The following is a 12,989-nucleotide window of genomic DNA, read 5'->3' as shown; positions in this document are numbered from 1 at the left end:
ATTTGACATAAGAATGGCGTGTTGTTCGCCATTCGTTGTCCGAACGAAGTGAGTGAATTTGCCGGGAGCATTGGGCAGAATGGAGGCACCTCAGGCGCTTTTCCTGGGGGGCCGTAATTCTGTCAAATGCTCTGGGGCCTGAACACAGGCGGTGAGCAAAAAGTGATCCTCCCAGACCCAGTGGGCCGGGATGCTGTCCCCCTGAACGTTCCAGACCCTGGCTTCACCAGGTCGGCAGCCGGCCTGCCAGTGGTAGTCTTCGGGCTGAAAACGCCGCTGGCCCATGCCGGCCTTATAGGCACTCTCGGCCAGGCTGAGGTGCAGTACCCGGGCGTTCAGGGTGGGCAGGTATTCCAGATCAGCGCCGAGGCGCCAGCGGGCAGGCCCGGCCAGCGCCAACCCCCAGCCCGCTGAATGACTGCAGCTGAGGGCCGAGGGTTCATTAGGCGGCCGATGACGGGTGGCCTGAGCCGCAGCTATCCGGGCCGCCCCCCGTTCAGCGGCGCGCCGGGCCAGACCAGGCGTGGCCTGTACGGCAGTCAACTGGACCTGGGCGGGCAGCTGGCGTTGCAGCCAGGCCAGGCTCCTCCAGGGCGACCCCAGGGCCACCCCAGTAAAGTGCTCTGCTAGTGTCATTTCCCCCCCTTAGAGAAATGGGCTATTGGATCAAATGCAACCCGTGTGAAGCCGGAATTCAGCCGGCGCTGACCACCAGTGGACAGCCCAAGCAGGGATGTTGGATGACCTGCACGTCATGCCCAAAGGCCTGGGCAATCAGTCCTGGTTGCAGCACCTCCGCCGGAGGTCCATAGGCCAGGACTTCGCCGTCCGAGAGCACCAGCATCCGGTCGGCGTACTGCGCGGCCAGGTTCAAGTCGTGCAAAATCGCCAGCACGCCGGTGCCTTCGTCGGCCAGCTCGCGGGCCAGGCGCAGGGTCTGATGCTGATGGGCCAGATCCAGCGAACTGGTGGGCTCATCCAGCAGCAGCACCCGCGCCTCTGTGACGCCGTGCAGCTGCGCCAGCACGCGGGCCAGATGCACCCGTTGCTGTTCGCCGCCCGACAGGGTCAGGATGTCGCGGTGCTCAAAGCCGGCCAGGCCGACCCGCCCCAGACATTCCCGCGCCGCAGCGTCTTGCTCGGCGGCGCTGCCCCGGTGAGGCAGGCGTCCCAGACCGACCACTTCCAGCACCTCATAGCCGAACGACATCGGCGTGTGCTGGGCCAGGACTGCTCGGCGGCGGGCCAGGTCGGCGCGGCGGTGACTGTTCAGATCCTTCCCGAACAGACTGACGTCATGGGCCTGCAACTCACCGCTGAGGTGCTTCAGCAGGGTGGATTTACCCGCGCCGTTGCGCCCCACCACCACCAGCACTTCGCCGCCCGACAAGTCCAGGCGCACGCGCCGCAGCAGTTCGCGGCCAGCTACGCTGTAGCTGAGGTCGGCAACTTCAAGCAGTGGCGTACTCACAGCAGCGCTCCCCGGCCACGCCGCAGCAGGTACAGGAAGAACGGCGCGCCCAGCATGGCCGTGACAATCCCGATCGGCAGTTCTGCCGGGGCCGCCACGGTGCGGGAAACCAGGTCGGCCAGCACCAGCAGCGTGGCCCCCAGCAGCGCCGAAGCGGGCAGCAGGTAGCGGTGGGATGGCCCACCGATCAGACGCAGCAGGTGCGGAACCACCAGGCCCACAAAGCCGATGCTTCCAGCTACAGCCACGCCGGCGCCGACACACAGCGCCACCAGGCTGACGGTGGCCCACTTGATGGCCTGAACGTTGACGCCCAGGTGCTCAGCGCCGGCTTCTCCCAGTGAGAGGGCGTCCAGTGCCCGCCCCAGGACCGGCAGCGCCAAGGTGCCCAGCAGCAGCAGGGGCGCGGCGGTGGCGAGCGATTCCCAGGTGGCCCCGCCCAGCGATCCCAGCGACCAGAAGGTGATGGTGCGCAGCTGATCGTCGGTGGCCAGGAAGGTCATCAGGCCCGTGCCCGCCCCGGCCAAAGAGTTGACGGCAATGCCCGCCAGCAGCATGGTGGACACGTCCAGTCGGCCCCGCCGCTGCGCCAGCGCGTAGATGATGACCGTGGTGATCAGGCTGCCGATAAACGCGGCAACCGGCAGCGAATAGACCCCGAACAGATTGAGGCCCATCACGATGGTCACGGCCACGGCCAGCGCCGCCCCGCTGGAGATGCCCAGCAGGCCAGGGTCGGCCAGCGGGTTGCGAAAGAGACCCTGCATGGCTGCGCCCGCCACGCCCAGGCCAGCACCGACCAGCGCCCCCAGCAGCACGCGGGGCAGCCGGATGGCCTGGAAGACAGCAGCCTGCTGCTCCTCAAAGGCCGCCCACTGCACGCCCAGTGGAGCCAGCGCAATGCTGACCACCTGGGCTGGGGCGATCTGTACTGCGCCGATCCCGGCCCCCAGAATCATGGCGGCCAGTAGGGCGAAGGGAAGCGCAGAAAGCAGCAGCGCGGCCCGCGCCCCCCGGCGTGAGCGCGCCGCCTGCGGAGACAGCGGCACAGAAGCGGTCAACGGAAGTCGGCCTTCCATTCACGGGCCAGCTTGGTCGCGAATTCCGGCAGGCGTGGGCCGATCCAGCGGACCGAGTCGTCTACGCGGTAAAAGCGGCGGTTTTTGCCGGCCTTGGTCTGGGCCACACCGGGCATCTTGAGCAGGCCGGCCTGACCGCCGATGGCGTCCCAGCCCCGGTTCAGCATGATGATGGCGTCCGGGTTCAGGCGGACCACGCCTTCGGCGGTCAGCTTCTGGGTACCGGCAAAGTTGGCCACGTTGCGTCCCCCGGCCAGTGAGATCAGGTTGTCGGCACCGTTGTCACGCCCATAGATGCTGGCGTCGTTCGCGCCGTGGGCATACAGGAACATCACGCGGGGCGCGGTGGTCGGCTTGGCGGCGCGGGCGGTGGCCAGTCCACCCACGAAGTTCCGCATCAGGACGTTGGCCTGGTTCTGAGCGCCGTAGGCCTGGGCAATCATGTTCACGCGGGTACGGAAACCGCCCGTGCCCCCCTTGCCGGCTTCGGGCAAGACCAGCAGCGGCACGCCCGCGGCGCGCAACTGGGTCTTCAGCACGGCGTTGTCGTGGATGAAGCTGTCCTCGGTGGCGATCACCAGGTCAGGCTTGAGGCTGATCACGCCTTCGGCGCCCACCTGCGCCCAGTGGCCCACGCTGGGTAGACGCTCGGCGGCAGCAGGAAAGGTGCCGGTGACATCACGGCCCACCAGGGTATTTTGCTTGCCCAGTTTGTAGATGATTTCCACGGTGGTGCCGTTCAGGGCCACCACGCGTTTGGGGTTGTTGATGTTGACGGTCACACCGTCAGCGCCACGGACTGAAGCGGCTTCGGCGGCGTTCAGGGTCAGGGCAGCACTCAGGGTCAGCAGCAGAGACAGGGTTTTTTTCATGGGAATCCTCCAGAAGGACAGGCAGGGAGTGGGGGTGGGACGGGTGCGGCGGCCTTGCTCAGCGAATCGGTGCATCAAAACACGTCCGAAGCGGCCTGATTTCGGCCCTCCAAGCAGAGTGTTAGATTTGCATCTGCTAAGTTGACAAACTTACTCGGATTTGTCAAATTTTAATCCAAAGCGGTGGTGGGCAGCGGGAGCAGAGGCGCCTTCTTGTCGGCCACCGCAGCGGGGAAGTCCCCAAGGAGGAGCGGCATGACCACAGATACAGCCACCAGGACGCCACTGACCGGTGAGGACATCACCGACATCATCGAGCATGTCAACGAAGGGCACATCACCGAGCTGCTCTACGCGGTGCGGGCCTTTAGCGAGATTGCGGCGCCGGGTCACGCGCAGATCACCAACCTCTATGCCGATGGTGCCGCGCTGGATGTGGTGACGGACGCAGGCACCACCCAGGTCTTTGTGCCTTTTGCCGTGCAGGCTCCGCCCCATGAAGCGCTGCAGGCCACCGTGGCTGAAGCGATGTGCCGACTGGGTCTGAAACCCGAGGGGCGGGTGGCCCACTGGCGGCTGCAGAGCGCCCAGGACGTGAGCCCCAACATGCGGCGGCTGGTCATGGACCTCTGCGGCGATTCGCGCGACGACTGGCGTCCCGGAGACGCTTGCCGCTTCGATATTCCGGGCCATGAGCATGGACGGCCCTACACCCTGCGGTCGGTGTCGGACACGCAGGCGACGGTGGACGTGTACTGTCATGGTGGCAGCCTGGGCAGCCGCTGGGCGCAGGCACTCAGCGCCGGCGATCAGATCACGGTGCGCGGCGGGCGACATGAGCCACTGCCGGACTTTGCCCAGGCCGCTGCCCTGCTGATTGGCGATGAAACGGCCCTGCCTACCATCGCTGCCTTGCTGGAAACCTGGCCTGCGAACCAGCCCCTGGAAGTGCTGCTGGAAGTGGCCGATCCTGCCGATCAGGCCTACTTGGACGATGTGGCCTGCCCCTCCCAGGCCCGGATCACCTGGCTGCAGCGGACCGAAACCAGTGGCGAAGCCGTTGCGGCCCGGCTGGGCATGCTGACTCAGCCTCCGGCCGCGGTCTGGGGAGCGCTGGAGGTGCAGGCGGCCAAGGCCATGCGGCGTCAGCTGACAGCGCTGTTCCCGGCCACCGAGGTCCGGATCAGCGGTTACTGGCGTGTGGACGAAACCCACTGAGCCGCTGGGGATGTGCTGCCGGGGTCAACGCTGATTCCCGGAACAGGGCAGTTGAGCAGGATGGGGTTAAGTCACATGGACTCGGCCCCGTCCTGCTGGACAGTTGAGAACTGCAGCGGGTGGCTTCAGTCCGGGTGGCAACCCCTAAGCGCAGAGCGGTTCGGCCTCATGCACCTGCAGATGCAGCGGAGAACCCGGGCGGAGCTGCCCCTCGATATAGAACAGCCCGCCTTGTCCGCTGGGCCAGTTCAACAGGTAGACGCGCTGCGCGGCGCACTGCCCCCAGAGCGTCTGGCCGTACCGAAAAACCCTCAGCATTCCGGTGAACGGTCCGGTGGCGGGCTGCGGGGTGCTGGCGCGGTCACGGTATACTTGCCCAGGCTGACCAAGAACCTTCAAGTGTTCGACTTCCAACCAGTGTCCAGAGGGGCCTACCCGCAGTACTCCACTGAATTCGCCGCGGCCCTGGGAACGGGGCAGGGTGCCGCCGGGCAGCTGCAGCGCCAATTCGCCAGTGACAGTGCGGAGGGTGGCCTGCGGCCCCTGACCCTCCCATTCACCGACGGTCAGGATGCGGGTGCCTGTGGGCAGACGGTGGACTTTGGCCAAGCTGATGGCTTCATACATGCAGGAAACCTCGGTGGTGGCAGGGTGCTGACACCTGGGGAAGGTAAGACAAAGGTGTGAGATAGGTTTCCTCGGAGCACAGGCGGGTGGCCCGGCAGATGAGATCTACCTCCGTAAGCGTGCAGCCGGTTGGTCAGTGGGCTTGGATCAGTGGCCCGGCCCTCACTGCCACGCAGCCGATAGAAACGCCAAAGTGGGGCAAGGACCGGAAGAACTCAGGACACTTGCCGACAGGTAAGGAGAGAAGGGGGATTCCTTGGTGGGGGAAGCTCTCTACCTGAAAACGAGTGTAACAGAAAGCCGTCTCTTTTCTGTCGCCAGACAGAATGTCGGGACTTTGAATCAGAAAACCTGAGCTTCAGCCGCTCAACTATGAACTGGGGTTCAGTTGCCCAGCCGTGTTCCACACACTGCGCTGACAGCACTGGCTTAAGGTGTCCCTCATGCGACCGATATCTTTACGCCTGCTTTCCATGACGGCCTTGCTTTCTCTACTGGCGGCGGCTCAGGCCCAGACGGCTCAGTTGCGGATTTTGGGAACCACCGACCTGCACATGGCGGCCCTGGGATACGACTACTACCAGGACAAGGTCACTGGCGAGTACGGCCTGGAAAATGTGGCCACGCTGATGCGTGAAGCCCGTGCCGAAGTGCCGGGCGTGCTGCTGGTGGACAACGGCGATACCCTCCAGGGCAACCCACTGGGTGACTATGTGGCCCGCATCAAGCCCCTGGTGCCCGGCGAGGTCCACCCGATGCTGGCCACCATGGGTGGCCTGGGCTACAGCGCCATGGCCCTGGGCAACCACGAGTTCAATTACGGGCTGGACTTTCTGGATCAGGTGCGCAGTACCTCACCTTTTCCCCTGCTGAATGCCAACGTGCGCTCGCTGGACGGCCAGGCCCGTTTTCAGCCCTATGTGATCCGGCCCATGTGGCTGCGTGACAGCGAAGGCAAAGTGCGGGTGGTGCGGGTCGGTATCACTGCCTTTACCCCGCCGCAGATCCTGCAGTGGGACAAGGCGCACCTGGAAGGCAAAGTCGAGGTGATGGACATGGTAGAAGCGGCCCGTCAGGTGGTTCCCCAGATGCAGGCGGAGGGCGCCGACCTGATCGTGGCGCTGGCGCATACCGGCATCGGTGGGGCCGGGGCAGGCGGTGAGGCCGCCGCCGCCGCCCTGACCCAGGTGCCGGGCATTGACGCGGTGATCAGCGGTCACTCGCACGCCGAGTTTCCCAGCCAGGCCTATGCGGACATTCCTGGCGTGAACCTGGAACGGGGCACCATCAACGGCATTCCAGTCGTGATGCCAGGGTCGTGGGGCTCACATCTGGGCGTGGTGGACCTGAACCTGACCTATGACGCCGCCGCCCAGGACTGGCGCGTCAGCAGCGCGCAGGGATCACTCCGCCGCGTCTGGGACAAGGCGGGCAAGGTGGCCTTGGTGCAGCCCGATCCGCAGGTGGCCGCCAGCATCTCTCCGGCCCACCAGGGCGCCCTGACCTATGTACGCTCCAAGGTGGCCGACCTGAGTGCCCCGGTTTCTTCCTACTGGGCACTGGTGCAGGACGATCCCAGCGTGCAACTGGTCAACAACGCCCAGATCGCTTACGTCAAAGCCGCGCTGGCCGACACCGAATATGCTGACCTGCCGGTGCTGGGCGCCGCCGCTCCTTTCAAGGCCGGGGGCCGCATGGGCGTGAGCTACTACACCGACATTCCCGCCGGCGAGCTGGCAATCCGCAGCGTGGCGGACCTGTATGTGTACCCCAACACCGTGCAGGCCGTGGTGGTCAGCGGTAACGAACTGCGCGAATGGCTGGAACGCAGCGCCGGGCAGTTCAACCAGATCACCCCTGGCAAAAGCGGGCCACAGGCGCTGGTGGATACGAGCTTTCCCACTTTCAACTTCGACGTGATCGACGGCGTGACCTACCGCATTGATGTGAGCCAGCCCAGCCGTTATGGTCCAGACGGCAAGGTGGCCAACCCAGACGCCCACCGCATTGTGGACCTGGCCTACCAGGGGCAGCCGGTACGCCCGGATCAGCGCTTTGTGGTGGCGACCAACAATTACCGCGCTGGCGGCGGCGGTGGCTTCCCTGGACTGACCGGCGAGAACGTGATTCTGCGTTCCCCCGACGAAACCCGTCAGGCGCTGATCAGCTACTTTGAGGCGCAGGGAACGGTGAATCCCACCGCAGACGGTAACTGGTCACTGGTGCCCGTGCCTGGAGCCCGTCTGCAGGTGTTCACCTCGCCAGCAGGCGCGCCGACAGCCCCGGCCCAGGCGAAGCGGGTTGGTGACGCCGAAGGTGGCTTTGCCGAGTATGTTCTGACCCTGGAATAATCCCGACTGGTGTGTGGCCCGGCCTGCCCCGTGCAGCCGGGCCGCTTGCGTCCTGACCGGGTGTGTCACAATAGGGCCGTGGACAGCATCACGATTTTTTTGCAGACCCTGACCCCACCTCATCAAGCGTTGGCCGCCACCATCTTTACCTGGTCCCTGACAGCGCTGGGGGCTTCCTTCGTACTGTTCGCACGCAACATCAGCCCCAGATTGCTGACCGTCGCGCAGGGCCTGGCCGCCGGAGTGATGCTGGCGGCCAGTTTCTGGTCGCTGCTCAGCCCCGCCATCGAAATGGCCGAGGGCCTGGGCATGCTTCCCTGGGTTCCGGCGGCAGGCGGTTTACTGCTGGGTGCAGCTTTCGTGGGGCTGCTGGACAAGGTGTTGCCGCACCTGCACCCTGGCTTTTCCCGCGAGCAGGCTGAGGGAGTCAAGGTGCCCTGGTCGCAGGGTGCGCTGCTGCTCGCAGCCATGACCATTCATAACCTGCCCGAAGGCATGGCCATCGGCGTGAGTTACGGGGGCGCGGCCCTGGACGTGGAGGGCAGCTCACTGGGCAGTGCGCTGGCGCTGAGCCTCGGGATCGGCTTCCAGAACGTTCCTGAAGGCCTGGCGGTCGCCTTGCCGCTGTACGCGGCGGGCCTCTCGCGCTGGCGGGCGTTCATGTTCGGTCAGGCCTCTGCGCTGGTCGAACCGGTCGGTGGCTATTTCGGAGCATTGTTCGTGGGCAGCGCCCTGCCGATCCTGCCTTACGCCCTGGCTTTCGCGGCGGGCGCGATGATCTTCGTGGTGATTGAGGAACTGATTCCTGAATCTCAGCGCTCTGGGTACACCGACCTGGCCACCCAAGCGGCCCTCGGTGGATTTGTGATGATGATGATCCTGGATGTGGCGCTGGGGTAAAGGGCAAGTCAGCCGGCTGTGGCACCCGGCAGCACCCACAGCAGCAGCACGCTCAGCGCGAATTCGAGCAGCCCGACTTGCCGGGGGGTGGTGCGTTTGCCGCGCAGGCGCTCCAGTTGCGGCATCAGCGCCGCGCGGAAGGCCGCCAAACCGAAGAAAACGGGCAGGTTCCAGCCCAGCGTGCCCTGCGTGGCGGTCCAGCTGGCCGCCGCCAGCACCAGCAGGTGAAAGCCCAGCGACCACGCCTGATAACGGGCACTGCCGCGTTCGCGGATCATGGTCTTGACATACAGCAGCGTGCCGCCAAAGTAGCCCCACAGGGCCAGCGTGGCCAGGATGACCGGATGCGTCAGGCCCAGCGTCAGGGTCTGCTCCAGTGACCCGGCGGCCACCACCGCGCTGACCAGGCAGGCTGCAGCCACCGCCGAGCCACGGGCCAGCAATGAAGCGTCGTCTCGTTGCGACGCCCGCCATAGCCCCACACCCAACAGCGGTGTGAAGACCAGGGCCCAGTTCAGCAACTCAGGGCGCAGCCACAGCGTCAGCCCACCGAAAACTGCGGCGGCCCCGGTATAGACCGCGAGTGGGCGGAGATACCGCGGCTTGCCGCCACTTTTGAGCCACAGGGTCAGTGCGTTGTAGGCGAAATAGCCCAGCAGCCAGGTGGGCAGCAGCGGCCAGATGTAGGCCGGGAGTGGGCCTTCTGCCAGCCGCAGCATGATTCCCACCAGGTACGGGAGCAGCAGCATGGCCCAGGCACCGTGGGCCGCCGGCACCCACTCCGCGCCGACTTTGCGCCGGGGGCGAGTCTGAACAGCTTGGGCGGCAGGCGCAGCAGAGGCAGGGGGAAACATATAATTCCTTTCTTTCTTGCTTTCTTTCAAGCAGGCCGGATACTTTTCGGAAGGCTCAGGCGTGCCTGAGGACGGTCTGGCAGCAAGCACGCCAGAGTGAGTCCAGCCAATCGGCGTTCCTGTTCGGCCAGGGCGGCGTCCATCTCGCGGTGCAGCGGACAGAGGGCGTGGGCGTGTTCCGGGCGGTCCAGTGGACACTTGAGGATCCGGCTCACCGGGTCCACGGCGTTCACCACATCCAGAAGGCGGATGTCCTGGGGACTGCGGCTCAGGCAGTAGCCCCCGTACTTGCCGCGCTGCGCCGTCACCACCTCAGCGCGGGTCAGTTGCTGCATGACCTTGGACAGATACTGGGCCGGCACCTGAGTGCGGGCGGCCAGTTCGGCTGCGCTCAGGCTGGAGCGCTTACTCGCCGCCATGTCCGCAGCGGCTTCGGCCAGGGCAGTGACGGCGCGCAGGGCGTACTCGGCGGTCTGAGAAAACATCTGGACTCCTGACGGGGGAGGGCGAAGAGAACGCAGCGAGGGGGCCAGCACGCCGTTGACCTGCAGGGGCAGAGCACCTACACTGATACAAACAGGATAATCTTATCCGATTTACTCAGCGGCTCATAGTCACTTGTCCCAGGAGTTCAGCCATGACCCAGCCCATCCCACTTGAAGGTGGTCAGTCCACCCTGTTTGACCGCATCGGTGCGCCGACCTTGCAGGCGCTGCTGTGGGATTTTTACGGGCGCGTTTGCCAGGGCCCGAATATCGGTCCGGTCTTCGAGGGACGGATCGGGCCATTTCCTGGTGCCGGCTGGCCGCTGCACCTGGCCCGCATTGAGGGCTTCTGGCGCTCTGTGACGCGCGGACCGGGAGCCTATCGCGGTCAGCCCGGACAGGCGCATCTGGGTCTGGGCATCCGCCCGGAACATTTTGACCGTTGGCTGGCCCTCTGGGAAGCCACCCTCCGCGACCATCTGCCGCCGCCCGAAGCGGACGCGCTGCTGGACACTGCCCGCCGAATGCGGCCCACGTTGGAACGCTTTGCCGTGAGGGGCGAGGCGCCAGCTGGGCCGCGCACCTGGGCAGGCAAGGAAGCTGCGCAGGAGAATTGACGGCGCAGTTTATCTTTGCTCCAGTGCGGTAGGGTATGATTCGGCCCTGTTCCGCCTCTAGGCAGACATGCCCTTCCTCCGCTCAATCAAGGAAAAGCTTATGATCTCAGCTTGTGTTCCGGACCGCCGTCACAGGCCCACGCAATGAGCGGCGGCCTGATCGCCTTGCTGGACGACGTGGCCGCCATCGCCAAGGCGGCGGCGGCGTCAATTGACGATGTTGGCGTGGCGGCGTCACGGGCCAGCGCCAAAGCTGTGGGGGTCGTGATTGACGACACCGCTGTAGCCCCGCGCTACGTCACCGGGTTTACCCCTGACCGCGAGCTGCCAGTCATCTGGAAGATTGCCAAGGGATCACTGCGCAACAAGCTCGCCTTTATTCTTCCGGCAGTGCTGCTGCTCAGCCAGTTCCTGCCGGCGGCCCTCTCGCCGCTGCTGCTGCTGGGCGGCCTGTACCTGTCATACGAAGGGGCCGAGAAGGTCTTCGCCGCGTTGCATGGTCAGGCGGACGACGCGCCGGAGGACGCCGAGCCGCTGTCGGCGCAGGCACAGGAAGACCAGATGGTGAGCAGTGCGGTGCGGACCGACTTTATCCTGTCGGCGGAAATCATGGTGATCGCGCTGGCCGAGGTGGCCTCACAGCCGCTGCTGAACCGCGCCCTTTCCCTCATCGTGGTGGCGTTGCTGATCACGGCGCTGGTGTACGGTGTGGTCGCCTTGATCGTCAAGCTGGACGACATCGGCTTGCGGCTGTCCCGGCGCCGCTTGGGGGTCACGCGGGCACTTGGCCGGGGGCTGGTCCGGGGCATGCCCGCTGTCATGTCTACGCTCTCCATCGTCGGCACGGCTGCGATGCTCTGGGTGGGTGGGCATATCTTGGTGACCCGGCTGGAAAGCTTCGGCATCACAGCGCCTGAACACTGGCTGCAGCGACTGACAGAGGCGACCACCCAAGCCGCGCCCTTTGCTTCAGGGGTCGCCGGCTGGCTCACTGAAACGGTGGTGTCTGCCCTGGTCGGCCTGCTGGTCGGTTTGGCCGTGGCCATCTTAATTCACCTGCTTCACCGGCACCGTTCTGCCGCAAGGACGTGACGAAGGGGCGCCGCTTGCCCCGGTCGAATCAGCTGCCCTGAGACTGCCCCTCGGTGACGTGTTCCAGCCACTCCACAGCCCGCCCATCCTGGGCTTTTTGAATGGCGATATGGATCATCGCCGTAGCTGGGCCGGCGCCGTGCCAGTGTCGCCGGCCAGGGGGAAATCAGACCATGTCTCCGGGCCGGATGTCCTCTACCGGCCGGCCCTCCCGCTGCACGCGGCCAACGCCTGATCTCATAATCAAGGTCTGTCCCAGCGGATGGGTGTGCTCAGGCGGGGCGTGCCCCGGGTTCAAAGGTCATGCTGCTTTGATGTCCCTGTGGCATTCAGGGTAGAGGAGGGGGGGACCACCTTCTGAGGGCAGGGTTTAGCCCCCTTAAGCTGGCTGCGTTCCAGTGCCATTCACGTCAAGTGCAGGCTGAAAGGTATGACCCGACCCGACCGCCGAATCTACCGCCAGACCGATGATGGAGGGGTGCAGCTGGCGTCCAGTGCTGACCGCTGGACCCTGCACGATGATCACGTCAATTTCTTGCCGCATGTGGACCCGTCGCGCTTGCTGCGCTTTGATGCCGAGTTGATGCCGTTTGTCGACGACCCGTCTCATCAGGCGCTGGTGATCATCGACATGCAAAACGACTTTCTCTCGCCCGGCGGCTGGACCGACGCTTCGGGTCTGGACTATCAAAAATGCCGTGAGGCCATTCCCGGAGTGCAGCGGGCACTGAGCATCGCCCGCGAGCGGGGCCTGTGGGTGATCTGGGTGTACTGGCACAACCGCGCCGATCTGCGGAACCTTGGTGCGCCTACGCTGTATTCCTTTAAGCACCGCCCAGATCAGGTCGGTATCGGTGAGGAACTGGAGCATGGCCCCGTCCTGACCGAAGGCAGCTGGGGCGCCCAGATGACCGACGAACTGCAGCCCCTGATGCAGGAAGATGACATTCACATCGAAAAAGTCCGCATGAACGGCTTTTTCGGTACGCATCTGGATCAGGTGCTGCGGACCCAGGGCATCGAAACGCTGCTGTTTGCCGGGGTCAACATCGACCAGTGCGTGACCAGCACCATGGAAGAGACCTATTTCTGCGATTACAACGTGGTGCTGCTAGAAGACGCAGCGGCCACGTCCAGCCCTGAATTCTGTCAGCAAGCGGTGGTGTTCAATGCCCGCAACTGCTGGGGCTTCACCATGACCACCCAGCAGTTGGCCAGTGCCCAGCCCTACTGCCCTGACAGCCAGTAAAGCCAGCTCTGCCCTAGTTTGGCGCTCGCGCTGGGTGGCCCGCTGGCCCAGGATCAGGAAACACCATGCCCATCAGCGCCAGCACAAAGGTCCAGATCTGGGCCTCTCCGCTAGCAGCACCCGCGCCCAGCACAGGGCAGGCCCGCTTGGGCAGGTCCAGTTTCAACGAAGATT

Annotated in this window: 14 protein-coding genes and 1 pseudogene; 6 read left to right on the top strand and 9 right to left on the bottom strand. The window is 65.1% G+C overall.

What is annotated here, in order from left to right:
- Nucleotides 1–90 precede the first annotated feature (90 nt).
- From LMT64_RS12420 to LMT64_RS12405, 4 genes are read right to left on the bottom strand one after another with little or no spacing between them, the layout of a single operon-like run.
- On the bottom strand, nucleotides 91–636 hold the full coding sequence (locus LMT64_RS12420) for a hypothetical protein (RefSeq protein WP_229253557.1): 546 nt from the start codon (nucleotides 634–636) through the stop codon (nucleotides 91–93).
- Between the two features lie 58 nt (nucleotides 637–694).
- A complete protein-coding gene (locus tag LMT64_RS12415; protein ID WP_126352418.1) occupies nucleotides 695–1,471 on the bottom strand; it encodes a heme ABC transporter ATP-binding protein in 777 nt (258 codons plus the stop codon).
- The gene (locus LMT64_RS12410; RefSeq protein WP_126352417.1) at nucleotides 1,468–2,550 is read right to left on the bottom strand and encodes a FecCD family ABC transporter permease; all 1,083 of its coding nucleotides are present in this window, start codon (nucleotides 2,548–2,550) and stop codon (nucleotides 1,468–1,470) included. Before LMT64_RS12410 ends, LMT64_RS12415 begins: the two co-directional genes overlap by 4 nt.
- Nucleotides 2,529–3,422, bottom strand: coding sequence for a heme/hemin ABC transporter substrate-binding protein (locus tag LMT64_RS12405; RefSeq protein ID WP_126352416.1), 894 nt, complete (start codon nucleotides 3,420–3,422; stop codon nucleotides 2,529–2,531). Before LMT64_RS12405 ends, LMT64_RS12410 begins: the two co-directional genes overlap by 22 nt.
- A gap of 255 nt (nucleotides 3,423–3,677) precedes the next feature.
- Here LMT64_RS12405 and LMT64_RS12400 point away from each other — a divergent pair, with 255 nt between their 5' ends.
- Nucleotides 3,678–4,640, top strand: a complete 963-nt coding sequence (locus LMT64_RS12400; RefSeq protein ID WP_126352415.1) for a siderophore-interacting protein — start codon at nucleotides 3,678–3,680, stop codon at nucleotides 4,638–4,640.
- 144 nt (nucleotides 4,641–4,784) lie between these two features.
- Here LMT64_RS12400 and LMT64_RS12395 read toward each other — a convergent pair whose 3' ends face one another.
- On the bottom strand, nucleotides 4,785–5,267 hold the full coding sequence (locus LMT64_RS12395) for a hypothetical protein (protein ID WP_126352414.1): 483 nt from the start codon (nucleotides 5,265–5,267) through the stop codon (nucleotides 4,785–4,787).
- Between the two features lie 473 nt (nucleotides 5,268–5,740).
- Between LMT64_RS12395 and LMT64_RS12390 the strand changes: the two genes are divergently transcribed.
- Nucleotides 5,741–7,618, top strand: a complete 1,878-nt coding sequence (locus LMT64_RS12390; protein WP_229253556.1) for a bifunctional 2',3'-cyclic-nucleotide 2'-phosphodiesterase/3'-nucleotidase — start codon at nucleotides 5,741–5,743, stop codon at nucleotides 7,616–7,618.
- 78 nt (nucleotides 7,619–7,696) lie between these two features.
- Nucleotides 7,697–8,518, top strand: a complete 822-nt coding sequence (locus LMT64_RS12385) for a ZIP family metal transporter (RefSeq protein WP_229253555.1) — start codon at nucleotides 7,697–7,699, stop codon at nucleotides 8,516–8,518.
- An 8-nt stretch (nucleotides 8,519–8,526) separates the two neighbouring features.
- On the opposite strand, the gene LMT64_RS12380 is transcribed toward LMT64_RS12385, so the two are convergent.
- Nucleotides 8,527–9,372 carry a YwiC-like family protein gene (locus LMT64_RS12380; protein ID WP_229253554.1) on the bottom strand — a complete coding sequence of 282 codons (846 nt, stop codon included), beginning with the start codon at nucleotides 9,370–9,372 and terminating at the stop codon, nucleotides 8,527–8,529.
- 26 nt (nucleotides 9,373–9,398) lie between these two features.
- The gene (locus LMT64_RS12375; protein WP_126353612.1) at nucleotides 9,399–9,857 is read right to left on the bottom strand and encodes an RrF2 family transcriptional regulator; all 459 of its coding nucleotides are present in this window, start codon (nucleotides 9,855–9,857) and stop codon (nucleotides 9,399–9,401) included.
- A gap of 152 nt (nucleotides 9,858–10,009) precedes the next feature.
- Between LMT64_RS12375 and LMT64_RS12370 the strand changes: the two genes are divergently transcribed.
- Both LMT64_RS12370 and LMT64_RS12365 read left to right on the top strand, forming a co-directional pair.
- Entirely contained in the window at nucleotides 10,010–10,474 is a 465-nt protein-coding gene (locus LMT64_RS12370; protein WP_229253553.1) for a group III truncated hemoglobin, read from the top strand.
- A gap of 144 nt (nucleotides 10,475–10,618) precedes the next feature.
- The gene (locus tag LMT64_RS12365; protein WP_126353614.1) at nucleotides 10,619–11,566 is read left to right on the top strand and encodes a DUF808 domain-containing protein; all 948 of its coding nucleotides are present in this window, start codon (nucleotides 10,619–10,621) and stop codon (nucleotides 11,564–11,566) included.
- 28 nt (nucleotides 11,567–11,594) lie between these two features.
- Here LMT64_RS12365 and LMT64_RS12360 read toward each other — a convergent pair.
- Nucleotides 11,595–11,877, bottom strand: a pseudogene (locus tag LMT64_RS12360) (cupin domain-containing protein); the annotation flags it as partial.
- A gap of 119 nt (nucleotides 11,878–11,996) precedes the next feature.
- Here LMT64_RS12360 and LMT64_RS12355 point away from each other — a divergent pair.
- Nucleotides 11,997–12,815 carry a cysteine hydrolase family protein gene (locus LMT64_RS12355; protein WP_126353608.1) on the top strand — a complete coding sequence of 273 codons (819 nt, stop codon included), beginning with the start codon at nucleotides 11,997–11,999 and terminating at the stop codon, nucleotides 12,813–12,815.
- 13 nt (nucleotides 12,816–12,828) lie between these two features.
- Here the strand turns inward: LMT64_RS12355 and LMT64_RS12350 are convergent, their stop codons facing one another.
- A complete protein-coding gene (locus tag LMT64_RS12350; RefSeq protein WP_170166067.1) occupies nucleotides 12,829–12,981 on the bottom strand; it encodes a hypothetical protein in 153 nt (50 codons plus the stop codon).
- Between the last annotated feature and the right edge of the window lie 8 nt (nucleotides 12,982–12,989).

Source organism: Deinococcus radiophilus, assembly GCF_020889625.1.
GTDB classification, from domain to species: Bacteria; Deinococcota; Deinococci; order Deinococcales; family Deinococcaceae; genus Deinococcus; species Deinococcus radiophilus.
The sequence above is the reverse complement of the archived record's forward strand: the minus strand, read 5'-3'. Positions and strand labels throughout refer to the sequence as shown.

Coding starts and splice junctions, on each gene's coding strand:
- LMT64_RS12420 (WP_229253557.1), bottom strand. CDS start 636: ATGACACTAGCAGAGCACTTTACTGGGGTGGCCCTGGGGTCGCCCTGG.
- LMT64_RS12410 (WP_126352417.1), bottom strand. CDS start 2,550: ATGGAAGGCCGACTTCCGTTGACCGCTTCTGTGCCGCTGTCTCCGCAG.
- LMT64_RS12405 (WP_126352416.1), bottom strand. CDS start 3,422: ATGAAAAAAACCCTGTCTCTGCTGCTGACCCTGAGTGCTGCCCTGACC.
- LMT64_RS12400 (WP_126352415.1), top strand. CDS start 3,678: ATGACCACAGATACAGCCACCAGGACGCCACTGACCGGTGAGGACATC.
- LMT64_RS12395 (WP_126352414.1), bottom strand. CDS start 5,267: ATGTATGAAGCCATCAGCTTGGCCAAAGTCCACCGTCTGCCCACAGGC.
- LMT64_RS12390 (WP_229253556.1), top strand. CDS start 5,741: ATGACGGCCTTGCTTTCTCTACTGGCGGCGGCTCAGGCCCAGACGGCT.
- LMT64_RS12380 (WP_229253554.1), bottom strand. CDS start 9,372: ATGTTTCCCCCTGCCTCTGCTGCGCCTGCCGCCCAAGCTGTTCAGACT.
- LMT64_RS12375 (WP_126353612.1), bottom strand. CDS start 9,857: ATGTTTTCTCAGACCGCCGAGTACGCCCTGCGCGCCGTCACTGCCCTG.
- LMT64_RS12370 (WP_229253553.1), top strand. CDS start 10,010: ATGACCCAGCCCATCCCACTTGAAGGTGGTCAGTCCACCCTGTTTGAC.
- LMT64_RS12365 (WP_126353614.1), top strand. CDS start 10,619: ATGAGCGGCGGCCTGATCGCCTTGCTGGACGACGTGGCCGCCATCGCC.
- LMT64_RS12355 (WP_126353608.1), top strand. CDS start 11,997: ATGACCCGACCCGACCGCCGAATCTACCGCCAGACCGATGATGGAGGG.